This window comes from Pararhodobacter sp., from assembly GCF_034676545.1.
Classification (GTDB): Bacteria; Pseudomonadota; Alphaproteobacteria; order Rhodobacterales; family Rhodobacteraceae; genus Pararhodobacter.
The window spans coordinates 2,309,214-2,333,079 of the sequence record NZ_JAUCBZ010000015.1 but is presented as its reverse complement, the minus strand read 5'-3'; the positions used below and the strand labels follow the sequence as shown (position 1 = coordinate 2,333,079).

23 protein-coding genes and 1 pseudogene are annotated in these 23,866 nt (G+C 64.1%); 13 read left to right on the top strand and 11 right to left on the bottom strand.

Going from position 1 to position 23,866, the window contains the following annotated elements; genetic code table 11:
• The first annotated feature begins 71 nt into the window (after positions 1-71).
• The 6 genes from VDQ28_RS14960 to VDQ28_RS14935 all read left to right on the top strand — a co-directional run bounded on the left by VDQ28_RS14960 (position 72) and on the right by VDQ28_RS14935 (position 5,708).
• The gene (locus tag VDQ28_RS14960; protein ID WP_323036694.1) at positions 72-1,571 is read left to right on the top strand and encodes a CoA-acylating methylmalonate-semialdehyde dehydrogenase; all 1,500 of its coding nucleotides are present in this window, start codon (positions 72-74) and stop codon (positions 1,569-1,571) included.
• A gap of 327 nt (positions 1,572-1,898) precedes the next feature.
• Positions 1,899-2,231, top strand: a complete 333-nt coding sequence (locus VDQ28_RS14955; RefSeq protein ID WP_323036693.1) for a cupredoxin domain-containing protein — start codon at positions 1,899-1,901, stop codon at positions 2,229-2,231.
• Between the two features lie 128 nt (positions 2,232-2,359).
• Positions 2,360-3,505, top strand: a complete 1,146-nt coding sequence (locus VDQ28_RS14950; protein WP_323036692.1) for an acyl-CoA dehydrogenase family protein — start codon at positions 2,360-2,362, stop codon at positions 3,503-3,505.
• Positions 3,505-4,527: an enoyl-CoA hydratase/isomerase family protein gene (locus tag VDQ28_RS14945; protein WP_323036691.1), complete on the top strand. Its 1,023-nt coding sequence runs from the start codon at positions 3,505-3,507 to the stop codon at positions 4,525-4,527. Before VDQ28_RS14950 ends, VDQ28_RS14945 begins: the two co-directional genes overlap by 1 nt.
• Before the next feature lie 30 nt (positions 4,528-4,557).
• Positions 4,558-5,427 carry a 3-hydroxyisobutyrate dehydrogenase gene (gene mmsB / locus VDQ28_RS14940; protein ID WP_323036690.1) on the top strand — a complete coding sequence of 290 codons (870 nt, stop codon included), beginning with the start codon at positions 4,558-4,560 and terminating at the stop codon, positions 5,425-5,427.
• A gap of 86 nt (positions 5,428-5,513) precedes the next feature.
• Positions 5,514-5,708 (top strand): DUF2892 domain-containing protein, encoded by a 195-nt coding sequence (locus VDQ28_RS14935; protein WP_323036689.1) that lies wholly within the window; start codon positions 5,514-5,516, stop codon positions 5,706-5,708.
• A gap of 52 nt (positions 5,709-5,760) precedes the next feature.
• Here the strand turns inward: VDQ28_RS14935 and VDQ28_RS14930 are convergent, their stop codons facing one another.
• Together VDQ28_RS14930 and VDQ28_RS14925 are read right to left on the bottom strand one after the other, a co-directional pair.
• Complete coding sequence (locus VDQ28_RS14930) at positions 5,761-7,602, bottom strand: ABC transporter ATP-binding protein/permease (protein ID WP_323036688.1); 1,842 nt, start codon at positions 7,600-7,602, stop codon at positions 5,761-5,763.
• Between the two features lie 98 nt (positions 7,603-7,700).
• A complete protein-coding gene (locus VDQ28_RS14925; protein WP_323036687.1) occupies positions 7,701-9,638 on the bottom strand; it encodes a LysM peptidoglycan-binding domain-containing protein in 1,938 nt (645 codons plus the stop codon).
• 111 nt (positions 9,639-9,749) lie between these two features.
• On the opposite strand from VDQ28_RS14925, the gene VDQ28_RS14920 reads away from it, so the two are divergent.
• A complete protein-coding gene (locus tag VDQ28_RS14920) occupies positions 9,750-10,307 on the top strand; it encodes a TIGR00730 family Rossman fold protein (protein ID WP_323036686.1) in 558 nt (185 codons plus the stop codon).
• A gap of 114 nt (positions 10,308-10,421) precedes the next feature.
• On the opposite strand, the gene VDQ28_RS14915 is transcribed toward VDQ28_RS14920, so the two are convergent.
• Genes VDQ28_RS14915 through VDQ28_RS22640 form a run of 3 tightly spaced genes read right to left on the bottom strand, consistent with a single transcriptional unit; the run spans position 10,422 to position 12,901 of the window.
• Positions 10,422-11,351, bottom strand: a complete 930-nt coding sequence (locus tag VDQ28_RS14915) for a hypothetical protein (RefSeq protein WP_323036685.1) — start codon at positions 11,349-11,351, stop codon at positions 10,422-10,424.
• 40 nt (positions 11,352-11,391) lie between these two features.
• Positions 11,392-12,432: an Asp-tRNA(Asn)/Glu-tRNA(Gln) amidotransferase subunit GatB gene (gene gatB / locus VDQ28_RS14910; protein WP_416349390.1), complete on the bottom strand. Its 1,041-nt coding sequence runs from the start codon at positions 12,430-12,432 to the stop codon at positions 11,392-11,394.
• Positions 12,433-12,445: 13 nt separating this feature from the next.
• A complete protein-coding gene (locus VDQ28_RS22640) occupies positions 12,446-12,901 on the bottom strand; it encodes a hypothetical protein (protein ID WP_416349389.1) in 456 nt (151 codons plus the stop codon).
• Between the two features lie 173 nt (positions 12,902-13,074).
• Between VDQ28_RS22640 and VDQ28_RS14905 the strand changes: the two genes are divergently transcribed.
• On the top strand, positions 13,075-13,656 hold the full coding sequence (locus VDQ28_RS14905) for a transglycosylase SLT domain-containing protein (protein ID WP_323036684.1): 582 nt from the start codon (positions 13,075-13,077) through the stop codon (positions 13,654-13,656).
• Between the two features lie 17 nt (positions 13,657-13,673).
• Here the strand turns inward: VDQ28_RS14905 and VDQ28_RS14900 are convergent, their stop codons facing one another.
• Positions 13,674-14,237 (bottom strand): YbjN domain-containing protein, encoded by a 564-nt coding sequence (locus VDQ28_RS14900; protein WP_323036683.1) that lies wholly within the window; start codon positions 14,235-14,237, stop codon positions 13,674-13,676.
• A gap of 180 nt (positions 14,238-14,417) precedes the next feature.
• Here VDQ28_RS14900 and VDQ28_RS14895 point away from each other — a divergent pair, with 180 nt between their 5' ends.
• Positions 14,418-14,999 carry a hypothetical protein gene (locus tag VDQ28_RS14895; RefSeq protein WP_323036682.1) on the top strand — a complete coding sequence of 194 codons (582 nt, stop codon included), beginning with the start codon at positions 14,418-14,420 and terminating at the stop codon, positions 14,997-14,999.
• A 53-nt stretch (positions 15,000-15,052) separates the two neighbouring features.
• On the opposite strand, the gene VDQ28_RS14890 is transcribed toward VDQ28_RS14895, so the two are convergent.
• A complete protein-coding gene (locus VDQ28_RS14890) occupies positions 15,053-15,358 on the bottom strand; it encodes a BolA family protein (RefSeq protein ID WP_416349388.1) in 306 nt (101 codons plus the stop codon).
• 79 nt (positions 15,359-15,437) lie between these two features.
• On the opposite strand from VDQ28_RS14890, the pseudogene VDQ28_RS14885 reads away from it, so the two are divergent.
• A pseudogene (locus VDQ28_RS14885) lies at positions 15,438-16,086 on the top strand (DnaJ domain-containing protein).
• A gap of 132 nt (positions 16,087-16,218) precedes the next feature.
• Here VDQ28_RS14885 and VDQ28_RS14880 read toward each other — a convergent pair.
• Both VDQ28_RS14880 and VDQ28_RS14875 read right to left on the bottom strand, forming a co-directional pair.
• Positions 16,219-16,932 carry a DUF5765 domain-containing protein gene (locus VDQ28_RS14880; protein ID WP_323036681.1) on the bottom strand — a complete coding sequence of 238 codons (714 nt, stop codon included), beginning with the start codon at positions 16,930-16,932 and terminating at the stop codon, positions 16,219-16,221.
• Positions 16,933-16,994: 62 nt separating this feature from the next.
• Positions 16,995-17,972, bottom strand: a complete 978-nt coding sequence (locus VDQ28_RS14875) for a DUF808 domain-containing protein (protein WP_323036680.1) — start codon at positions 17,970-17,972, stop codon at positions 16,995-16,997.
• Positions 17,973-18,188: 216 nt separating this feature from the next.
• Here VDQ28_RS14875 and cobS point away from each other — a divergent pair, with 216 nt between their 5' ends.
• The 3 genes from cobS to VDQ28_RS14860 all read left to right on the top strand — a co-directional run bounded on the left by cobS (position 18,189) and on the right by VDQ28_RS14860 (position 22,977).
• A complete protein-coding gene (cobS, locus tag VDQ28_RS14870) occupies positions 18,189-19,163 on the top strand; it encodes a cobaltochelatase subunit CobS (protein WP_323036679.1) in 975 nt (324 codons plus the stop codon).
• Positions 19,164-19,319: 156 nt separating this feature from the next.
• Positions 19,320-21,194, top strand: a complete 1,875-nt coding sequence (gene cobT, locus VDQ28_RS14865) for a cobaltochelatase subunit CobT (RefSeq protein WP_323036678.1) — start codon at positions 19,320-19,322, stop codon at positions 21,192-21,194.
• A gap of 1 nt (position 21,195) precedes the next feature.
• The gene (locus tag VDQ28_RS14860) at positions 21,196-22,977 is read left to right on the top strand and encodes an aminopeptidase P family protein (RefSeq protein ID WP_323036677.1); all 1,782 of its coding nucleotides are present in this window, start codon (positions 21,196-21,198) and stop codon (positions 22,975-22,977) included.
• Here the strand turns inward: VDQ28_RS14860 and VDQ28_RS14855 are convergent, their stop codons facing one another.
• Both VDQ28_RS14855 and mlaD read right to left on the bottom strand, forming a co-directional pair.
• On the bottom strand, positions 22,978-23,397 hold the full coding sequence (locus tag VDQ28_RS14855; RefSeq protein WP_323036676.1) for a DUF2155 domain-containing protein: 420 nt from the start codon (positions 23,395-23,397) through the stop codon (positions 22,978-22,980). It lies immediately after the preceding gene.
• A complete protein-coding gene (gene mlaD / locus VDQ28_RS14850; protein WP_323036675.1) occupies positions 23,394-23,858 on the bottom strand; it encodes an outer membrane lipid asymmetry maintenance protein MlaD in 465 nt (154 codons plus the stop codon). Before mlaD ends, VDQ28_RS14855 begins: the two co-directional genes overlap by 4 nt.
• Between the last annotated feature and the right edge of the window lie 8 nt (positions 23,859-23,866).

Genomic DNA, 23,866 nt, shown 5'->3' with positions numbered 1-23,866 from the left:
CCTCTGTTCAGGTCATTTATGCAAGGCTATTGTGGCCGCCAAGGGAAACGGAAATTCATCAGGAGGATACCATGAGGGAAATCGGTCACTGGATCGACGGCAAGGTTGTTGCAGGCACGTCAGGCCGCACCGCCGACGTGTTCAACCCCGCGACGGGCGAAGTGCAGGCCAAGGTCGCTCTGGCCTCCAAGGCCGAACTGGACGCGGCGATTGCCTCGGCTGCCAAGGCGCAGGTTGCCTGGGGTGCGACCAACCCGCAGCGCCGCGCGCGGGTGATGATGGCGCTGGTCGGTTTGCTGAACCGCGACATGGACAAACTGGCCGAGATGCTCTCGAGCGAGCACGGCAAGACCTTCCCCGACGCCAAGGGTGACATCCAGCGCGGTCTGGAAGTGATCGAATATTGCATCGGCGCGCCGCAGATGCTCAAGGGCGAGTTCACCGACAGCGCCGGCCCCGGCATCGACATGTATTCCATGCGCCAGCCTTTGGGCGTTGTGGCCGGCATCACGCCGTTCAACTTCCCCGCCATGATTCCGCTGTGGAAAATGGGCCCGGCGCTGTCCTCGGGCAACGCGATGATCCTGAAACCCAGTGAGCGCGACCCCTCGGTGCCGATGATGATCGCGGAACTGTGCAAGGAAGCCGGTCTGCCCGATGGTGTGTTGCAGGTGATCAACGGCGACAAAGAGTTGGTTGACGGCATCCTCGACAGCCCGGTCATTCAGGCCGTGGGCTTCGTCGGCTCGACCCCGATCGCGCAATACATCTACGAGCGCGCCGCCCAGCAGGGCAAACGCGCCCAGTGTTTCGGCGGTGCCAAGAACCACATGATCATCATGCCCGACGCGGACATGGATCAAGCCGCCGACGCGCTGGTTGGCGCGGGCTTTGGCGCGGCTGGCGAACGCTGCATGGCGATCTCGGTCGCGGTTCCGGTGGGCAAAGGCACGGCCGAGGCCCTGCGCAAGCGTCTGGTGCCGAAAATCGAGGCGCTCAAGGTTGGTCCCTGGACCTCGGGCGATGATGTGGACTACGGCCCGGTCGTCACCGCCGCCGCCAAGGCCAACATCCTGCGTCTGGTGGAAACCGGCGTGGCGCAAGGTGCCGAACTGGTCGTCGACAGCCGCGACTTCAAGCTGCAAGGCTACGAGGACGGCTTCTTTGTCGGCCCGCATCTGTTCGACAACGTGACCCCAGAGATGGACATCTACAAAACCGAGATCTTCGGCCCCGTCCTGTCGATGGTCCGCATGGACACGTATGAAGACGCGCTGAAACTGACGATGGATCACGAATACGGCAACGGCACCGCGCTGTTCACCCGCGATGGCGACACCGCGCGCGACTTTGCCAGCCGCGTGAACGTCGGCATGATCGGCATCAACGTGCCAATCCCGGTGCCGCTGGCCTATCACACCTTTGGCGGCTGGAAGAAATCCGGCTTTGGCGATTTGAACCAGCACGGGCCGGACGGCTTCCGCTTCTACACGCGCACCAAGACGGTGACCTCGCGCTGGCCCTCGGGCATTCGCACGGGCGGCGAGTTCAACTTCAAGGCAATGGACTGATCTTGGCGATCAAGTCTGACGGAAAGGGCCCCGATCGGGGCCCTTTTTTATTGCGCCGCGAAACGCGGGTGACAAGAACGCGCCACGGTTTCCCGCGTTCTGTATTGCGCCGCCACGCTGGGTCGCATGCCTCCGAAGGACACGAACCTACCAACCCGGGTTGCCGGCTTCAGATGGACAACGATGGCGGGAGGCTGTTCGACGTACCCTCGTGCAAGGGAACCGCCGGGCTGTTCACGTCTTGGCGACCCGGTGGCGTGCTGGCTTGCTTGCGCCGCGATGATGCCGCACTCTGACTGCGGCATTCCGCCACAGGAGACCATGATCATGGCTTTGACCCGTCGCCAATTCCTCGCCTCGGCTGCCCTTGTTCCGGCGACAGTGGGGTTTGCCACCGCCGCCAGCGCCACGACCCATGATGTCACCATTCAAGGCATGGCCTTTTCGCCCAGTTCGCTGACCATTGCGGTGGGCGACACCGTGCGCTTCACCAATCTGGACAGCGCGCCGCATACGGCAACGGCGGCTTCGGCCGGGCTGGAGACCGGGCGTCTCGGGCGTGGCGACAGCGCCGAACATACATTCGCAGCCGCGGGCACGGTTGCCTATGTGTGCTCCATTCACCGCGCCATGCAGGGCACGATTGTCGTGCAGGCCTGACCCGCACAGGCGACGAATTTTTCTGCGTTCAAGCCCCGCTTGCGTTCCCGCGCCGGGGCTGCAAAACTCTCGCAACAATCCCGAATTAAACACCTGTTCAATTCGATTGCCAAAGAGAGGGAGCGCCCGTGGATTTTGCACTCAGCGAGGAACAAACGGCCATTTTTGACATGGCCTATGCCTTTGGCCAGGAGCATATCGCCCCCTTTGCCGCCGAGTGGGAGGCCGCTGGCGACATCCCGCGCGCGCTGTGGCCCAAGCTGGCCGAACTGGGGTTTGGCGGGCTGTATGTCTCCGAGGAAAACGGCGGCTCTGGCCTGACGCGGCTTGATGCGACCTTGGTGTTCGAGGCACTCAGCATGGCCTGCCCCTCGGTTGCGTCCTTCCTGTCGATCCACAATATGTGCGCCGCCATGCTGGACAAATTCGGCAGCGACAGCGTCAAAGACCGCTTTTTGACCCCGGCGATCAGCATGGACACGGTGCTGTCCTATTGCCTGACCGAACCGGGCGCGGGCAGCGATGCCGCCGCGCTGAAAACCCGCGCCACGCGCACCAATGACGGCTATGCGCTGACCGGCACCAAGGCCTTCATCTCGGGCGGTGGGTATTCCGACGCCTATGTCGTGATGTGCCGCACCGGCGATGAGGGCGCGCGCGGGATTTCCACGGTGGTGGTGGAAAACGGTGCGCAGGGCCTGTCGTTCGGCGGCTTGGAACGCAAAATGGGCTGGCGCAGTCAACCCACGCGGCAGGTGCAATTCGACGACTGCCCGGTCCCGGCCGAGAACCTCGTCGGGGTGGAGGGCGACGGGTTCAAATACGCGATGGCGGGCCTTGATGGCGGGCGGTTGAATATCTCGGCCTGTTCGCTGGGTGGCGCGCAACAGGCGCTGAACCAGACGCTGACCTATATGGGCGAGCGCCGGGCCTTCGGCAAAACCATCGACCAGTTTCAAGCGCTGCAATTCCGGCTGGCCGATCTGGAGATCGAGCTGCAAGCGGCGCGCACCTTCCTGCGACAGGCGGCGTGGAAGCTGGACACCAAAGCCCCGGATGCCACCAAATTCTGCGCCATGGCCAAGAAATTCGTCACCGAGGCGGGCAGTCAGGTGGCCGATCAATGCCTGCAACTGCATGGCGGATATGGCTATCTGTCGGACTATGGCATCGAGAAGATCGTGCGCGACTTGCGGGTCCATCAGATCCTTGAGGGCACCAACGAGATCATGCGCCTGATCACGGCGCGCGCGTTGCTGGCGGAGCGTGGCTGATGTCCGAGCTTCTTGTCCGCATCGAGGGCCGCGCCGGCCGTTTGACCCTGAACCGCCCGCAGGCACTGAACGCGCTGACCCATGACCAATGCCTGCAAACCGAAGCGGCCTTGCTGGCGTGGCGCGATGACCCGGCGGTGGATCTGGTGATCCTCGATGCCGTGGGGGAGCGCGCGTTTTGCGCGGGTGGCGACATTGCGCAGGTCGCCGCAGCAGGCCGCGCCGGAGACTTCGCGATGGGGCGTGATTTCTGGCGCGATGAGTACCGCATGAACCTGTTGTTGGCGACATACCCCAAGCCGATCGTCAGCTTCATGCAGGGTTTTGTCATGGGCGGCGGCGTGGGCTATGGCTGCCATGTCCGCCACCGGATCGTCGGCGAGACCACGCAAATGGCAATGCCCGAATGCGGCATTGGCCTGATCCCCGATGTCGGTGGCACCTGGTTGTTGGGGCAAGCGCCGGGGCAGATGGGGGTGTATCTGGCCCTGACCGCCGCGCGCATGGGACCGGGTGACGCGCTGGCCGCCGGATTCGCCGATCATTTCATCCCCGAGGCCGAATGGGACCGCGTGAAACAGCGCCTGTGTACCACAGGCGATCTTGCAGGGCTGCCGGTGCACAACGCGCCCGAGGCGGCGCTGTTTGCCACGCTGGGCACGATTGACGCGCTGTTCGCTCTGCCCGATGTGCCGCAGATCTTGCAAGCGCTGGAAGCCGATGACAGCCCGCTTGCGGCCTCGGCGCGCAAGGCGATGCGCCGCAATGCGCCCTTGTCGATGGCCTGCACCTTGCAGATGCTGCGCCCTGCGCCGACCTCGCTGGCCGCCGCCCTGGCGCAGGAATTCCGCTGGACCTGGCGAGCGATGGACAGGGGTGATTTCCTGGAGGGGGTGCGCGCGCAGATCCTCGACAAGGACCGCAATCCGACCTGGCAGCACGCCCGCCCCGAGGACGTGACCCCTGCCGAAATCGCCGCGATGCTCGCGCCGCTGGGCGACAACGAGTTATCGCTTGCCTGACATTTCGACCGCAATAATGAAGGAAACACCATGAAAATCGCCTTTATCGGACTGGGAAACATGGGCGCGCCCATGGCCGCAAACCTGAGCAAGGCCGGGCACGCGGTTGTGGGCTTTGACACGATGGCCAAGCCCGAGGGTCTGACCCTTGCCGCCAGCGCCGTCGAGGCCGTGGACGGGGCCGATGTGGTCATCACCATGTTGCCGAACGGCCAGATCCTGCGCGCCGTCGCGGATCAGGTGATCCCGGCGATGAAACCGGGCGCGGTGCTGTGTGATTGCTCAACGGTGGATGTGGACAGCGCAAAGGCCGTCGCCGCACAGGCCTCGGCGGCGGGGCTCGGGGCGCTGGATGCGCCGGTGTCGGGCGGCACGGGCGGCGCGACCAACGGCACGCTCACCTTCATGGTTGGCGGCGATGACGCCAGTTTCGCGACCGTCGCCCCTTTGTTTGACATCATGGGCCAGAAGGCCGTGCATTGTGGTGCCGCGGGTGCCGGGCAATCGGCCAAAATCTGCAACAACATGATCCTGGGCGTCACCATGATCGCCACCTGCGAGGCCTTTGCGCTGGCCGATAAACTGGGGCTGGACCGGCAGAAGATGTTCGATGTGGTCAGCACCTCGTCGGGTTATTCGTGGACGATGAACGCCTATTGCCCGGCGCCGGGCGTGGGGCCGAAATCGCCGGCTGATAATGGCTACAAGCCCGGATTCGCCGCCGAATTGATGCTGAAGGACCTGCGACTGTCGCAACAGGCCGCCACCAGCGCCGATGCGGACACGCCGATGGGCCAGCTTGCTGCCGCGCTTTATGAGCAATTCGTCGAAACCGAGGATGGCAAGGGTATGGATTTCTCGGCCATGTTGCCCCGGTTTGAAAAGCGTGGGCGCCCATAAGGCAAATCCCGGGGTCAGATCAAAGACGGACCCAGGGCAGCGCGTCTACCTGCGCGGCAATGGCATCACAGAAAGGACCTGACCCCATGTTTTCACGCAATGTCGGACCCATCGACCGACTTCTGCGCCTCGTGATCGGCGCCGCCTTGCTCGCAGGATTTTTCCTGTACCCCGAGGCCCCCTATCGCTGGCTGTTTCTGATCGGCATCGTGCCGTTGGCCACGGGCGTGATGAGCTCCTGCCTGCTTTATCGCCTGTTCGGGTTCTCGACCCACCGTTGAACCGGCATTGAACACCGCAAACCGCGCCCCGCAAAGGCGCGGGATTGCCGTGTCATTCCGCCACTTCGGGCACGATTTCATGCGCCTGGCGCGCCCACATCCGGGCATAGCGGCCCTCGGCGCGCAGCAAGGCCTCATGCGTGCCCTCTTCGATGATCTCGCCCGCCTCCAGCACCACGATCCGGTCGGCATCGACCACCGTGGACAGGCGGTGTGCGATGGTGATCACCGTGCGCCCCTGCCCCATCAAAGCCAGCGATTCCTGAATGTTGCGCTCGGTTTGCGTATCCAGCGCCGAGGTTGCCTCGTCCAGCAACAAGATCGCCGGATCCTTGAGCAAGGTCCGCGCAATGCCCACCCGCTGCTTTTCGCCGCCCGACAGTTTCAGCCCACGCTCGCCAACCGGCGTGTCGTAACCCTCGGGCAGGCTTTGGATGAACTCATGGATGCGCGCAGCCTTGGCCGCGGTTTCCACCTCGTCGCGGGTCGCGTCATCCTTGCCATAGGCAATGTTGTAATAGATGGAATCGTTGAACAAGACCGTGTCTTGCGGCACCACGCCAATGGCTGATTGCAGGCTTTTAAGCGTCACGGATCGCACGTCCTGCCCGTCGATCGTCAAGGTGCCGTCGCTCACGTCATAGAACCGGAACAACAGGCGGCCAATGGTGGATTTCCCCGACCCCGAGGCCCCCACCAGCGCCACCTTGTGCCCCGCCGGCACATCCAGCGTGACCCCTTTCAGGATCGGCCGCGCCGGATCATAGGCAAAGCGCACATCCGTCAGCCGCACCGCACCACCGCGCAAAACCAAGGGCTTGGCATCGGCGCTTTCCACCACATCGGGCTTTTGCCCCAACAGGCCGAACATCTCGCCCATATCGACCAGAGCCTGCCGGATCTCGCGGTACACCGTGCCCAGAAAATTCAGCGGCATGGTGATCTGCACCATATAGGCGTTGACCACCACGAAATCGCCGACCGTCAGCGCGCCATTCTGCACGCCAATCGCCGCCAGGACCATGACCACCACCAACCCGGTGGTGATCAGCGCCGATTGGCCGAAATTCAGCCAGGCCAGCGAATAGGCGGTTTTCAGGGCGGCGGATTCATACCCCGCCATGGCGTGATCATAGCGCCGCGCCTCACGATCCTCGGCGCTGAAATACTTGACGGTTTCAAAGTTCAGCAGACTGTCGATGGCCTTCTGGTTGGCGTCGGTGTCCTGCTTGTTCATCTCACGGCGGATTTTCACCCGCCATTCCGTCACCTTGAAGGTGAACCAGACATAGAGCGTGATCGTCACCACGATCACCGCGACATACCAGACATCGAACAACACCAGCATGACACCGGCGATCATCAACAGTTCCAGGATCAGCGGGCCAATCGAGAACAGCAGAAAGCGCAACAGGAAATCAACGCCCTTCACGCCGCGCTCGATGACCCGGCTCAAGCCGCCGGTCTTGCGCGTCAGGTGATAGCTCAGGCTCAGGCGGTGAATATGGGTGAATGTCTCCAGGGCCAGCTTGCGCAAGGCGCGTTGCCCGACCACCGCAAACACCGCATCGCGCAGTTGCTGAAAGCCGTTGGTCATCAGCCGCGCCACGCCGTAGGCCACCGTCAAGCCGACGGCACCCACGCCGATAAACCACGCGACTCCGGCCTCGGAGGGCACCAGATTGTCCACCGCCGCCTTGTACAACAAGGGCGTGCCCACCGCGATCAGCTTGGACGCCAGCAACATCAGCATCGCCACAACAACGCGGATCTTGACGCCGTTTTCACCGTCGGGCCACAGATAGGGCGCAACCCGGCGGATCGTGACCCACCCCGAGGCTGCCGTATGGCCAGTATCGCTTGGCAGCGCGCTAGAGCTTGGTCGGTATCGCATGACGGGGAGTTTCCTGTAAAATCTAGACCACAGGTAGTCCTCGGGCGGCCGGATTGCCAGAGTCGCCGGAACTTTCGCCCCAACGCGGGGCCTTGCGCCTAGTTATCCGGCAGCGCGAACACCTGACCGGGATAGATCAAATCCGGGTCGCGGATCTGATTTCGGTTTGCGCGGTAGATCACCACATACAGCTCGCCGGCGCCATATCGGTCGGTCGAGATTGCCCAAAGCGTATGGCCGGGCTGCACGGTGATCAGCGAAACGGGGAGCGTTGGCGCGGCAGCGGGCGCAGGGTCTGGTTGTGCGCGCGGCGCGGCTGGGTCTGGTTGAGCGCGCGGCGCGACGGTGGCGCGGGCCGTCACGTCAGGCGCCGCCGCCTCGGAGCTCTGGGTGCTCGGCGCGGACACGTCGCGCGGTTGCGCCTGCGCGGCGGCCACGCGCGTCGGGTCCTCGCGCTGGAACGGGGTCTCGAACCGCGAGACAACCCGGCCTTGGTCGCTCAGTTGATCGACGCGCAACGTATAGACCCCCGGGTCCACATGCGGCAGGTCCGAGGTCCAGTCGCCACGTTCGGACCGCGCCACGGCAATCGGTTGATTGTCCAGATAAATTCGCAGGTTCGAGGCCGGTTGCGCGCTGGCCGCGCGGCCCGCGATTTGCACATCACCGGCCGCCGAATAGCTGATCGAGTCAATCACCACATTGTCCATGACCTGCGGCGCACGGTCCAGAACCTCAACCGCGCCGCTGCCCCGCACGATGAAACCCGAGGGCAGTGACGCGGCGTCGGCCAAACGTGTTTCCTCGGACTCCGTCGCGGCAAGGTTGGTGACCGGTGACACCTCTGGCGTAACAGGCGGCGTGGATGCGACAACCGGCGCTGTCACAGATGTTCCGGGAGCATCCAGTATTTCAGGTATGGTTTCGGCACGCTCAATGGCTGCCGATTCGACAGGGAGGACCATGGCGGGGCCCGACGCTGGCGCAACCGCTGGTGCAATATCGACGGCGATCGACCCTGCATCGGGTTCGGCATCAGCAGCGGCGACAGCCACGGCGGTTGCCGGGGCGGAGGCAGCCTCGGGTTCGGGTCTGGCCAGGCTCGAAGATTGCGCCACCTCGACCGGACCCGTGGGTGTCGGTGTCGCGGCCTCGGGTGACGAGGCCTCCACACGCGCAATGGCAACCGGAGCCGTTGACAGCCCCTCTGCGGATTCCGTCTGCGCACGGGTCGCGGCCGGACGGTCTTGGTCCGGGCTCGTCAATTCGGCGTGTGAGGTCACCGGAACCGTGGTTTGTGGCGCTGGCGTCGTGATTTGCGCACGCTCGGGCGCCGTCGCCGTGGCGGTCACGGAGGGCGCTTGTGCCACGGTCGACGGCTGCAAGAGTTCTTCGGGCGTGGTGTCGCGTTCTGCACCATCTTGCCCGGGGCTGTCCGGGCCCGCGGCACTTGGTGCTGGCCGACCGGGTGCTTCGGCCTCGGCAATCTGAACCGGAGCTGCAACCGGAGCCGGGCGCGGCGTCAGGATCACCGTGTCCTCGGCGGCCATCACCGTGCCATCGGCGGCCTCCATCTCCAGGGTCAGCATCTGCGCGACGTCGGAATGGCCCAGCGAAAACAGCATCACAAACTGGCCCGCACCATCCGATGCGGTTTGCGCCACCACCTGCCCATCAAGGCGCACCGTCACGGCAGCACCAGGTGCGGCCTCGCCAGCCACCAGCGCGCTGCCATCGCGACCAATCCGCACCACATCGAATTGTGGCGGTATTGCCGCTTGCGGCGCTGGCTCGGAAGTCGCAGACGGAGGAACGGCCACGACCTCAGCGGGGACCGCCGTCGTCGGTTGGGCGGGCTCGGATGTGGTGGCCCGGGATGTCGTGGTTTCGGGATCCGCCGCCTCGGGCGCAAGCGAGGCAAACGGCGCAGGGCCTGACGGATCATCGCGGCGTACGCCTGTGGCCAGAACCATGGCGACCGCGGCGCCCACGACCAGAGTCGCGCCGCCCAACACCCAGACCCGTTTCTGAGACATCCGTATCCAACCTTTATGGCGGGCCGTCACCCGCACTTGTCCCCACCCTACAACACCCGTATCTATGGGTAAAAGAATTTCTTTCCCCAAGGTCTTGCGAAAGGAGCCGCGATGGCTGTGTTCCCGCCCTCTGTTTGCGTGTTTTGTGGGTCGCGGCCCGGAAAAGATCCGGCGATGATGCAGGCGGGTGTCGAGATCGGGACGATGTTTGCGCGGCGAAACTGGCGGCTGGTGTATGGGGCCGGGGATATCGGGTTGATGGGGGCCGTGGCGCGGGCGACGCAAAAGGCGGGCGGCAAGACGTTTGGGGTGATCCCGGTTCATCTGATGACGGACGAGGTTGCGCGGGTGGAGCTGGATAGTTTGGTGATCACCGAAACCATGCATGAGCGCAAGAAGGTGATGTTTGCGAATTCTCATGCGGCGCTGGTTTTGCCGGGCGGGGCGGGCACGCTGGATGAGTTTTTCGAGGTGCTGACCTGGGCGCAGATCGGGCTGCATAAGAAACCGGTGATCTTGTTGGATCAGGGCGGGTTCTGGCGGCCGTTATTGGCCCTGATTGATCATGTGATCGAGCAGGGTTTCGCGCAGGAAACCCTGCGGGAGTTGATGATCGTGGCCGGATCAGTGGCGGAGGCCGAGGCGGCCTTGGCGGTGAAAATCGCATGAGACGCCCCTGTGTCCCCCCGTGGGACAGACCGTGAGACCCATGATTTCAATGGCTTGAGGTGCAGCGTTAACCTTTTGGCAAGAGTTCCGCCCCCCTGACGCGAACACCAGAGGCTACAGGCGAAGCGCCCGCTTGAGCCGCGAGCGCCAGATTTGCCACGCCGGCAATCTTGCCAGCGTTTCCGGCGGTGCCAGGCGCAGGCCCAACTCGGTCGCCACCTTCCAGGCTTGGGCATAATTCTCGATATGGCGCGGACCGAAGGCATTGGCGACATAGCGCGGCCCCGGCAATGCCCTGAGCCGCGCAACCTCGACCGGGTCGCGGGTGCCACCCTCCAACGGGTGCTCACGGTTATAGACGAAAAGCGCCTCGACCGCCGGGCCCGACAGCGATAGGTTTTCACGGCTTTCCTCAAGACCCATCTCGGGAAACCCCGGCAACCCGAAGGTTTGCAGGAAATGCGTGCAAATGCCGATCTCCTTGGCATCCTCGAAGCGCAGGAAATGCGTGGCGTCGCGGCCGAACACCTCGACAATCTTGACGGGGAAATCCGAGATCCGCCTGAGCGCCTCGTTGACCGGCGTGCGCCGTTTGGCGACCCCGATCTTGGCCATCTGCTGCGTGTCCGATGAAATCCAACTGTGCAATTCGCGGTAGGCATAGACCGCCTCGACCCGCCCATAGGGCGCGAAACGATCCCGCATCGCGCGCAGCCCCTCGGCGGGAAGCATCGCCAGATATTCGCTTGAGATAACCACCAATGGGTCGGTGTTCTTGGCCAGCACCGCCTCGAGTTCGGCCATCGACTTGGCATCGCGCGCCATGATCTGTTCGCGGCTCAACCCCGAGACCCGGTTCCAGACGAATTTCATCGGATCGGGCATGAACGCGGAATAAAGGTTCGGATAGGGCTGGTCTGTCCCCACATACCGCAACCCATGCTTGCGCAGCACCCACCGGTGCTTTGCAAAATTGCGCTGCAACGACGTGGAGCCGGTTTTATGCGTCCCCAAATGCAGCAAGATCGTTGTCGTGTCAGACATTGGCAACCTCACGAAGGGGGGGGGCGCGGGTGGCGCCGGATTACAACCCGAGCTTTGCCGCGACCAACGCGTTGACCGCCGCCGGATTGGCCTTGCCGCCGGTCGCTTTCATGGTCTGACCGACAAACCAGCCCGCCAGTTTCGGGTTCTGCTTGGCCTTTTCGACCTGCGCCGGGTTGGCGGCGATGATCTCGTCCACGGCGGCCTCGATGGCGCCGGTATCGGTGACCTGCTTCATGCCACGGGATTCGACGATATGGGCCGGGTCCTCTTTGGTCTCGATGTGGATTTCCAGCACATCCTTGGCGATTTTCGAGCTGATTTCCTCGGAGGCGATCATCGCCAGAATGGCGGCATTGGCCGAGGGGGCGACGATCTCGCGCGGGGTGACTTCAAGCTTGTTGGCGCGGCCCAGAACCTCGTTGATCACCCAGTTGGCGGCGCGTTTGCCGTCACCGCCACCGACCGAATCCTCGTAATATTGCGCCAGTTCGACATCGGCGGTCAGCACCGAGGCGTCATAGTCGGTCAGGCCGAAGTCCTTGATGAAGCGCGCTTTCTTGGCGTCTGGCAGTTCCGGCATCGAGGCGGCGATGGCATCGACCCAGGCCTGCTCGATTTCCAGCGGCAGCAAATCGGGGCACGGGAAATAGCGGTAGTCATGCGCCTCTTCCTTGGAGCGCATGGAGCGGGTTTCGCCCTTGTCGGGGTCGAAAAGCCGGGTCTCCTGCGTCACGCTGCCACCATCCTCGATGATGGCAATCTGGCGGCGCGCCTCGACGTCGATGGCCTGCTGGATGAAGCGCATGGAGTTCATGTTCTTGATCTCGCAGCGCGTGCCGAGGTGGCTGAAATCCTGCGTCGCCTGATATTTCTCGTATTGGCCGGGGCGGCAGACCGAGACGTTGACATCGGCGCGCAGGTTGCCGTTTTGCATGTTGCCGTCGCAGGTGCCCAGATAGCGCAGGATCTGGCGGATTTTCACGACATAGGCGGCGGCTTCTTCGGGGCTGCGGATATCGGGGCGGCTGACGATCTCCATCAGCGCGACGCCGGTGCGGTTGAGGTCAACGAAAGACATGGTCGGGTCCATGTCATGAATTCGATTTGCCCGCGTCCTGCTCGACGTGGATACGTTCGATGCGCACGCTGCGGGCCGTGCCGTTGCCCAGTTCGACCAGCACCTCGCCCTCACCGACCAGCGGGTGATAAAGCTGCGAAATCTGGTAGCCCTGCGGCAGGTCGGGATAAAAGTAGTTCTTGCGGTCAAAGGCCGAGGTCAGGTTGATCACCGCCTTGAGGCCCAAGCCGGTGCGCACCGCCTGTTCGATGCAGAACTCATTGACCACCGGCAACATGCCGGGCATCGCGGCATCGACAAAGGCGACGTTGGAATTGGGTTCCGCGCCGAAGGTGGTGGAGGCGCCGGAAAACAGCTTGGCCCTGGAGGCGACCTGCGCGTGGATTTCCATCCCGATGACCAGTTCCCAGTCGCCCGTGGCACCGGAGAACACTTTGGGCTTGGGGGCTTCAAAGCTGAGATCGAGCATGGAGTAAGCTTCCTATCAAGATTTGCGCCCGTTTCTAGTGTGACTCGCCCAAAGAGGGAAGCGGTTTTCCGCGCGGCGGCTTTCCGCGCACGGCAACCGGGCACAGGCTGGCGTCGCTTGCGCGAATCGGTGTGCGCAGTCAAGGAACGTGAAGCAAACCAGAGTGAGCCCTCATGCGCCCTGCTTCGATCTTCGCAATCCTGTCGATTGCTGCCCTGTCCGCCTGTTCATCCCAGATCAACGCCACGACCAATGACATGGAGGTGGCAGCCCGCTGGGACCATCGCCCCGAGGCGGATCTGTGGAACAGCGCCATGATGCAGGCACTGCGCACCGATGGCGCCGAGATGCTGGCGTTGACGCCGGAAGATATTCAGACGTGGTGTCCGGGCTATGCGGATGCCTCGGAAGACGAGCGCGCGGCGTTCTATGTCGCGTTCTTCTCGGGCCTCGCCCGGTTCGAGAGCACCTGGAACCCACGCGCCTCGGGCGGTGGCGGGCGGTATCGGGGCTTGTTGCAGATCTCGCCGCAGACGGCGCAGCATCACGATTGCAGCCTGCCGGAAGCCGGGTTGTTCAACGGCGCGGCCAATCTGGCCTGCGCGGTGCGCATCGCCACCTCGGCGGTCACCCGTGACGGGGTCGTGGCCGCGGGCCGGGGCGGCATCGCCGCAGACTGGCCGCCGATGCGCGACCCCGCGAAACGCCGCGAGGTCGCCGAGTTCACCCGCGCTCTGCCCCAATGCGAGGGCTGAGCCGGATCGCCGCGCGCTCACTTGCTCGGCGGGGTCTGGACCGGCGGCATTTCGGGCACGGGTGTTGACGAGGTCACGGGCGGCTGGCCGCGCGAGACCGGGTCGATCACCATATCCTGAAACTGGCGCAGGACCGCCTGCCACCACTGCACCGTGTCATCGAAATTGACCGCGGTGACGCCGCCGGCCAGGTTCACGTCAAACTCGATCGTCGGGTTGTTGCGCGAGTCGAGATAGGCATCGGAAAACCGACGATCCCGGTTCCACTGGTTCATATGATCGGCGGTGTAATTGCCATTGGAGTTCCACCACGCCCGAAATTGCAGCGAGGTGCAGTTCTGGTCATTGTCGTCGCAATTCAGGAAGGTGATGGTATAGACCGTGCCGCCCATTTCGCCGCGAATCCAGTCGCCGACCTCGTCGGTCCGGCGCTCCACGGGTCCATAGCTGCCGGCGATCTCCATGACCCGGTCAAAATCACTGCCCGTAATCATGCCGCCCAAGGCGACCTGCGACACGGCGGGAAATGCCAGAAATGTGCCCAGGGCCGAGGCCGTCGCCAAAGTTCGAAAATTCAGCATTATGGGTCCTCCATAAAAATACATGCATCTAGGCTAGCATCGTGTTCCGGCTCCGATCAATCAAAAGCTCGTGGGTCAGGAAAACGGCGCGGCGGATGACAGCCGGTCCGATGGGCGGTGGCTTGCAATATGGTGGAAATTGCCGCAAAAGGCCTGTAAAACAAGCGTCGGAAATCCAAGATGTACGAATACAAAGTCGTCCCCGCCCCGGTCCACGCGGCCAAGGCCAAAGGACTCAAGTCCACGGCCCAGCGGTTTTCGCATGCTCTGGCCGAGTGTATCAACGCCGAAGCCGCCGGTGGATGGCAGTTCCAGCGCACCGAGTCCCTGACCTGCGAGGAACGCTCGATTTTGGGGCGGGTCAAGACATCGGTTCAGACGGTCATGGTGTTTGCCCGGCCCGTCGGCGGCCTGCGCCCCGACGCGGGGGCCGCGCTGGCCGCGGCGCAGGAGGCAGAGGCACCGTATCAGGATGACACGAGCGCCTATGACGACCCCGGGTACGACGACCCCCAGTATGACGCGCCACGCGCTGAAACACAGCGTCACGCGACCCCGCTTCGCGCCGAGCCCGCCCGCCGACATGTCGCGCCAGAGCCGGACCCCCAGCCGACGCCCGAACCCCCGCCAGTGCGCCGCCCGCAACCCAGCCGCCAAGAGCCGCTGTTTCGCGCGAGCCCGCTGAATCGCCCCGACATGGCCTCGCGCCCCGAGCCGATCTTGCGGCCCCGCGCGTCAAAATCCGACGACGACGCCGACTGACCGCCCGCCTGACCGCCCGACTGACCGCCCGCGCCCGGCCTTGATTTCCGGCGCTATGACCCCAATGTCAGGCGTAGCGCGTGGATCTGGGCGACAAGATCATCGCCGATTGCCTTGTGAACCGCCCGATGGCGCGCCACGCGTGACAATGCGTCCAGTTCCGGGGCATCCAGAGCCACATGGAAATGGCTTTGCCCGCCGTCTCGATAGCCCGCGTGGCCCCGGTGGGATTCGCTTTCGTCCTCGATGTGCAAGGATCGTGGTGTAAACGCCGCCCGGAGACGGGTTTCAATCTGGTCGCTCACGCGGATGTCGTCATTCATGTACAACTGGCCCTTTTCATTTGCCTCTTGGAACATTTAAACTCACGCCTCCGACTCGCAAGGGGCCAAATGGCCCCGCCCGCGATCGAAGCACACTTAGCACTGCAGGAGTCCCATGGCCCGCGATCCTTTCAACTTCGACATGCGAGCGTCGACCGACAAGAAAAAGAAATCCCGCGGTCGTCGCGGCTTGTCCGGCGCTGTGGAAACCTCGGCCAAGCAGTGCCAGCATCCGGGCTGCGAGGAGACCGGGCAATATCGCGCGCCGCGCGCCCGCGATCAACTGGACGACTATCTGTGGTTTTGCAAAGAGCATGTCCGCGAATACAACCTGAAGTGGAATTTCTTTGACGGCCAGACCGAGGCCGAGACGCAAGCCACGATGGAACAGGACCGCGTCTGGGGAAAGACCGCGCAGCCCTTTGGCAGCAAGGCGCGCGAGGCCAAGGGCTGGGCGCGCCACGGCATCGACGACCCGCATCAGGTGTTGGGCGACAAAGCCACGCAGCGCCGCCCGGAACACGCCCGCCCGGGTGGCACCGTCACCCGCCGCCTGCCCCCTGGCCGAACGCAAGGCGCTGGAGGTCCTGGACGCGCGAGACACCTGGTCACGCACCGAGATTCGCAAGCAATACAAAGGGTTGGTCAAAGACCTGCACCCGGACCTGAACGGCGGCAACCGCGCCGACGAGGAGCGCCTGCAAGAGGTGGTCTGGGCCTGGGATCAGATCAAGGAATCGCGCAATTTCCGCGACGGGGCCTGAGCCGCGCGCGTGATCGTGGCCGCAATACGGGTGGCGCTGATCCTCAGGGCCGCCCGTGTCCGGTTCAGGCCCGTGTCCGGTTCAGGCCCGTGTCCGGTTCAGGCCCGTGTCCGGCTCAGGCCCGTGTCCGGTTCAGGCGGCGGCGGGTGGCACGCTGAATCGCCGCCGGATCGCCGGGCTCAGCGCAATCAGCACGATGGCAATCGAGAACAGGCACCAGATGGCGGGCACTTCGTTGGGGTTGCTGGTCAACAACCCGGCCAGGATCGGCCCGGCCAGCGCGTGAAACAGCACCAATCGCCACGCGCCGTACAGAAGCGGCAGCGCGAAGGTGACGAGGATATAACTCGGGAAACCCCAATTGGTGCCGATCGCCGATTCCAGCGGCACCATCAGCCCGTTGAACGGCACATCCCACGCCTGATGCCAATCGCCCGACACGGTGCAGAGTTGCGCCGCACACAGGTTTGATCCGGGCGCGCAACTGCCCGCCCACTCGAAGGGATAAAGCTGCAAGATCATCAGGATCGAGGACAAGGCGCAAAGCGTGAAGACCAGCGTTTTCATCCGCACGCTGACCGGCTTGGCGACCAGTTCCATGGCAAAGGCGTTGATCACCAGGGGTTGAAAGACGATATGCAGCACTGACAGGATGGTCACGGTCTGGTTGACCGGGGACGAGCAGTCGTTGATCACCGCATAGCCCGCAACCTGGAGGGCCTCCATCGCGGTAAAATAGCCCAGCGTCACCGGGATCGCCGGGGCATCACCGCGCTTGATGCTGACCGCTGTCGCCGCGCCCCCCAGCGCAACCATCGTTGCCGAAACCCCCATCGTCCAGCACATGCCGCGCTCTCCTGTCTGTGAGGCGCTTAGTCAAGCACGCGTTGCGCGCTCTGGCAATGCGTTCAGTGCGCCTCGGCTTTGTTGCCCGTTACCGCGTGGATCAACGGATCAATGATCCAGGTCACCACCGGGATCAGCGCCAGGCCGTAGACCAGCCCGACGACCCCATCAAAGAACGCCGTCACGAACCATTCGACAAAGCCCTGTGCGGTGCCCGCTGCCTGCGCCGCGGCGACGGCCTGGTGGTGAATCCAGTCATAAGCCACGCTCCAGCCCAGATCCTTGAGCCCATGCACGACAATCGAGCCGCCGACCCAGATCATCGCCGCGGTGCCGATGATGAGCAACAGTTTCAGAAAGCCCGGCATGATGATCACCACACCGCGCCCCAATGCGCGGGTCAGTCCCACGGACCCCTCCCGCGCCAACCATAGCCCCACGTCATCGGCTTTGACGATCAGCGCGACCGAGCCATACACCGCCACCGTGATGCCGATTGCCACCACCGCCAGCACGGCGGCAATGATCCAGATCGACTGCCCCTCATCGGGGAGCGCGGCAAGCGCGATGGTCATGATCTCGGCCGAGAGGATGAAATCGGTCTTGATCGCGCCCGCGACCTTCTGGCGCTCCAGATGCTGCGGGTTGACCGGCCCGCGGGGCGTGCCATCGGCGTGCGGGGCGTGGGGTCGGAACAGGTGATAGACCTTTTCCGCGCCCTCGAAACACAGATACGAGCCGCCCAGCATCAACAAGGGCACGATCAGCCAGGGCGCAAACGAGGTCAGCAGCAGCGCCGCCGGCAGCAGGATCAGCAGTTTGCTGCGAATGGACCCCAAGGCGATCTTGCCGACAATCGGCAATTCGCGCGCCGGGGCAAACCCTTGCACATATTTCGGCGTCACCGCCGCATCGTCGATCACCGCGCCCGCCGCTTTGGCCCCGGCTTTGGCGGCCTGTCCGACGACATCATCGACACTGGCCGCCGCCACTTTGGCGATGCCCGCCACGTCATCCAATAGCGCAAGTAGACCACTCATAAAGCCTCACCCGTTCCTGTTTTTGCCCTCGCGCCGACCCTAACGCGCGCGCCCTTGGGGCGCAACAAGCCGCCCATCCGCCCGCCGCGATGCCACGATCCGCGCAAGAACCCTGATGCTGCTCTTGCACGCGCGCGCGGAATGCTCCACAAATCCTTGAAACCGGTGCGCCCATGGGGCGCTCACCCGCGTGTGACAGATGCAAAGGCGAACCTGATGACCGACCAAAACGCGAAACCCACCGAGGAAATCTCTGTCCGGGAGGTGTTCGGCATTGATTCCGACATGCATGTCAAAGGGTTCGCCGAAAAGACCGACCGCGTGCCTGCGCTCGATCCGACCTACAAGTTCGACCCGGACACGACACTCGCGATTCTGGCGGGCTTTGCCTATAACCGCCGTGTGATGATCCAAGGCTATCACGGCACCGGCAAATCGACGCATATCGAGCAGGTCGCCGCCCGGCTGAACTGGCCGACGGTGCGCGTCAACCTCGACAGCCACATCAGCCGCATTGACCTGATCGGCAAGGACGCGATCAAGCTGCGCGACGGCAAGCAGGTCACCGAATTCCACGAGGGCATCCTGCCCTGGGCGCTGCGCAACCCCTGCGCCATCGTGTTCGACGAATATGACGCGGGCCGCGCCGATGTGATGTTCGTGATCCAGCGCGTGCTGGAGCATGACGGCAAGCTGACGCTGCTGGACCAGAACGAGATCATCACGCCGCACCCCAGCTTCCGGCTGTTCGCCACCGCCAACACCGTGGGTCTGGGCGATACGACGGGTCTGTATCACGGGGTGCAGCAGATCAACCAGGCGCAGATGGACCGCTGGTCGCTGGTCGCAACGCTGAACTACCTGAGCCATGACGCCGAAAGCGCCATCGTGCTGGCCAAGAACCCGACCTATAACACCGCGAAGGGCCGCAAGGAAATCGGCCAGATGGTGACGGTCGCGGACCTGACGCGCACGGCGTTCATGAAGGGCCAGCTTTCCACCGTGATGAGCCCCCGCACGGTGATCACCTGGGCCGAGAACGCGCGTATTTTCCGCGACATCGGGTATGCGTTCCGGCTGACCTTCCTGAACAAATGCGACGAGCTGGAGCGCCAGACGGTTGCCGAATTCTACCAGCGCTGCTTTGGCGAGGAATTGCCCGAGAGTGCCGCAAGCATGAGCCTGGGCTGACGCCTCGCCTGTTGTCCGGCGCGGCACCTGGTTCTGAAAGGAAAACGTTTCAATGGCTTGGTTTGTGACGGACACCGCGTCTATCGCTGAAGGCCAGGAGGCGGCGCCTATCGCCCCTTGGCCGCCAACGTGGAACCGACTGGGGAAACCCCAACAATGAACAAGCCGTCAGACAACCCCGCCGATCCGTTCAAGAAAGCGCTCAGCGACGCGACGCGCGTGCTGGCGAATGACCCGGATATTGCCGTCAGCTTCACGGTGGACCCGCCGGGCATGACCAAAGAGGCCATGCGCCTGCCGCAGATCACGCGCCGCATGACCCGTGACGAGGTGATGCTGGCGCGCGGCACGGCGGATGGCTTTGCCCTGAAGCGGCGCTATCACAATGAGGCGACGCACAACCGCTACCGGCCCTCGGGCGAGATGGCGCGGGATCTCTATGAGGCGATGGAAACCGCGCGCTGCGAGGCCGTCGGTGCCGAGTATATGCCGGGCACGGCGGGCAATATCGACGCGCGCATCGCCCATGACGCGCAACGCAAGGGCTATGCCCAGATCCGCAGCCAGACCGAAGCACCCCTGTCGGTGGCGGCGGGGTTGTTGATCCGGCAATTGGCCACCGGGCGCTCGCTGCCGCCGGGGGCGGATACGGTGGCCGATCTGTGGCGGCCGTTCTTCGAGGAACAGGCCGGCGAGACACTGGAAAACCTTGATCACGTCTTGGGCGATCAGGCGGCCTTTGCCCGCTTCGCACGCCGCGTCATTCAGGATCTGGGCTACGGCGACCAATTGGGCGACGACCCCGACGATATGGGCGACGATCAGGACGGGGCCGAGGAGGAGCAAGAAGAAGGCCCCGAAGATCCGGATTCGCAGGGCGAGGAAAGCCAGGAACAAGACGACACCGAAGCCGACGAGGATGGCCCGCAAGAGGAAAGCGCGCAGACCGACGTGGTGATGGACGACTCGGCCGAGGATGAATTGTCCGACGACACCGAGATGCCACAGGCCGAGGCCCCGCCCGAACCGCCTGCCCCGGCGCCGTTTTCCGATGCCGACCCGAATTATGTGGTGTTCACCTCTGAGTTCGACGAGGAAATCAACGCCGAGGATCTGGCCGACCCCGCCGAACTGGAGCGTCTGCGCGCCTATCTCGATCAGCAGTTGGACCCGCTGAAGGGCGCGGTCAGCCGCTTGGCCAACAAGCTGCAACGCCGCTTGCAGGCGCAGCAGAACCGTAGCTGGGAGTTCGATCTGGAGGAAGGCACGCTGGACGCGGGCCGTCTGGCGCGGGTGGTGGCAAACCCGACCACGCCCTTGTCATTCAAAATGGAGAAAGACACCGAATTCCGCGACACGATGGTCACGCTGTTGCTGGACAACTCGGGCTCGATGCGCGGGCGGCCGATCTCGATTGCCGCCATTTGCGCCGATGTTCTGGCCCGCACGCTGGAGCGCTGTCAGGTCAAGGTCGAGATCCTGGGCTTTACCACCCGCGCCTGGAAAGGCGGTCAGAGCCGCGAGAAATGGCTGGCCGAGGGGCGCGCGCAATCGCCCGGGCGTCTGAACGACCTGCGCCACATCATCTACAAAAGCGCCGATGCGCCGTGGCGTCGGGTGCGCGACAATCTGGGCCTGATGATGAAAGAGGGTCTACTCAAGGAAAACATCGACGGCGAGGCGCTGGAATGGGCGCACCGGCGCATGGTTGGCCGCCGTGAGCAGCGCAAGATCCTGATGGTGATCTCGGACGGGGCCCCGGTGGACGACTCAACATTGTCGGTCAACGCCGCGAATTTCCTGGAAAAACACCTGCGCGACGTGATCGCCATGGTGGAGAAACGCAAAGCCGTGGAACTGCTGGCCATCGGCATCGGCCATGACGTGACGCGCTATTATGAGCGCGCCGTGACCATCACCGATGTGGAACAACTGGCGGGGGCGATGACCGAACAACTGGCGGCGCTGTTCGACAGCGACCCGCGGGCGCGGGCGCGGGTGATGGGTATGGCCAATGTGATGCGGAAGTAACATGTTCCAGACCTTCACCGCCACCACCCGCCCCTCGGACGGCCCGCCGCGCCTGGCGTTGTTGCGGGCGGAACTGGCGGCGCAGGGCCTGACCGGGTTCCTCGTGCCGCGCGCCGATGCGCATCAGGGCGAATACGTCAGCCCCCATGACGAGCGGCTGTCCTGGCTCACCGGATTCACCGGATCGGCGGGGTTTTGCGTGGTTTTACCGCAGGTTGCGGGCGTGTTCATCGACGGGCGCTATACGGTGCAAGTGCGCAGCCAGATCGACCTGGAGGCCTTCACGCCGGTCAACTGGCCGCAAACCCCGGCGGCGGCGTGGTTGCGCGAACACGCCGGCAGCGGCGCGGTGATCGGCTTTGATCCGTGGCTGCATACGCCCGATGAGATCGGCACGATCACCGATGGCCTGCGCGGCAGCGGCATCACGTTGCGGGCGGTCGCGCAGAACCCTGTGGAGTCCGTTTGGCACGCCCAACCCGCACCCGCCTGTGGGCCGGTTCGCGCGCATCAGTTGGCGCTTGCCGGGAAAACCGCCGCCGAGAAACGCGCCGATCTGGCCGCGACCCTGCGCGCCAAGGGGGCCAGTGCGACGGTGATCACGCTGGCGGATTCGCTGGCCTGGCTGATGAACTGGCGCGGTGCCGATATCATCCGCAACCCGGTGGTGCAGGGTTTTGCGATCCTGCATGACGACGCGCGGCTCGATCTGTTCCTGGACCCGGCCAAATTGGCGGGCATCGCGCCCGAGGACGGGGTGACGCGCCACGCCCCCGGTGCGTTTCTGCCCGCGCTCAAGGCGCTGAACGGCACCGTCGGGTTCGATCCGATGACCGCGCCGGTCGCGGTGAAATCGGCCTTGGCCACGGGGCTGGAACTGGCGGATCCCTGCTTGATGGCAAAGGCGAAAAAGAACCCCGCCGAATTGGAGGGGATGCGCGCCGCACACCGCCGCGACGGCGCGGCGATGGTCGAATTCCTGGCCTGGTATGACGCACAAACCCTGACCGAGTTGACCGAAATCGACATGGCGCGACAGCTTGAAAGCTGCCGCGCCGCAACCGGGCAGTTGCTGGATCTGAGCTTTGACACCATCAGTTCCACCGGGCCGAATGCCGCGATCAACCATTACCGCGTGACCGAGGACACCAACCGCACCTTGCAAACCGGCGACCTGTTCTTGCTGGATTCGGGCGGCCAATACCCCGACGGCACCACCGATATCACCCGCACCCTGCCCGTCGGGCCGGTCGCCAAAAACCGCCGCGCCGCCTATACGCGCGTGTTGCAAGGCATGATCGCCGTCAGCCGCGCACGCTTTCCCAAAGGCGTCGCCGGGGGGCATCTGGATGCCTTGGCGCGCTATCCCTTGTGGCTGGACGGGCTGGATTATGACCACGGCACCGGGCATGGCGTGGGGGCGGCGCTGAGTGTGCATGAAGGGCCGGTGCGGCTGTCGCGGGTGTCGCTGCTGCCGCTGGAGCCGGGGATGATCCTGTCCAATGAGCCGGGCTACTACCGCGCCGGGGCGTTTGGCATCCGGATCGAGAACCTGCTGATCGTGAAAACCGCGGATGCCCTGGGCGAGAACCGGCCCTGGCTGGATTTCGAGACCATCACGCTATGCCCGATCGACACGCGCCTGCTGCTGCGCGAGATGTTGAGCGGCGATGAACGTGACTGGCTCAACGCCTATCACGCGCGGGTCTTGCACGAAATCGGCCCGCTGGTGGCCCCGGAAACCCATCGCTGGTTGCAACAGGCCTGCTTGCCGCTGGACTGATCAGCGGCAGCGCGTAACCCAGATATCATAGCGCGGGTTGTCGAGCGCGTTCAGCGCCGGGCTTGAGGCAATCATCCAGCCGCGAAACTGCATTTCGCCGCTTGCCACGTCGCGGATCTCCAGAAAGGCGAAGGCATCCGACGACGGGTTTTCCACCGGATAGCGGCAGGACACCAAGGTGACCGACAGACGGCCATAGGTGGTGACAGCGCCGACGCTCATGGCCAACTCTATGACATCGCCAGACATTTTATCCAACGCGTGCAACGTCGCGGCGCTGCCCGAGGCAAGTTCCGGCCCGCGCTGACGGGTCGGCGTGGTCTCGGTCGATTGCAGGGGCTGCCAGTCGGTCTGCGCGAAGGCGGGCGTGCCAAGGCACAACGCCGCAACACCCAATGCCCGAAGTGCCGCCCCCGTCACGGAGTTGCCTCTTCCTCGGAGGAGCCGGTAAAGGCGCGCAGCAACAGGGCGATCAGGCTGACCGCGCTCTGCGTGTCCTGGAAAGTGTCGCCCGCCGCAAGGTTGTCCATATCGCCGCCCGGCAGGATTTCGATGAACACGCCGCCCAACAACCCCTCGCTCGCCACTTGAATCGAGCTGTCCAGCGGCAATTGCACCGCCTGATCAACGCCAATCGTCACTTCGGCGCGAAATGTCTGCGGGTTCAACGTGATGTTCGTCACGCTGCCGATCTTGACACCCGCCAAGCGCACCTCGGTGCCCGTGCGAACCCCCTCGGCCGAGCGGAACGTGGCGCGCAAATCATAGCTGCTGGCTTGCGACAGGGTCGTGCCCGTCGAACGCAGGGCAAACACCACAAAAACCACCGCAACCGCGACAACCACCGCGCCGAGCAACACTTCCCACATGCGATAGGCCATGACGGCGC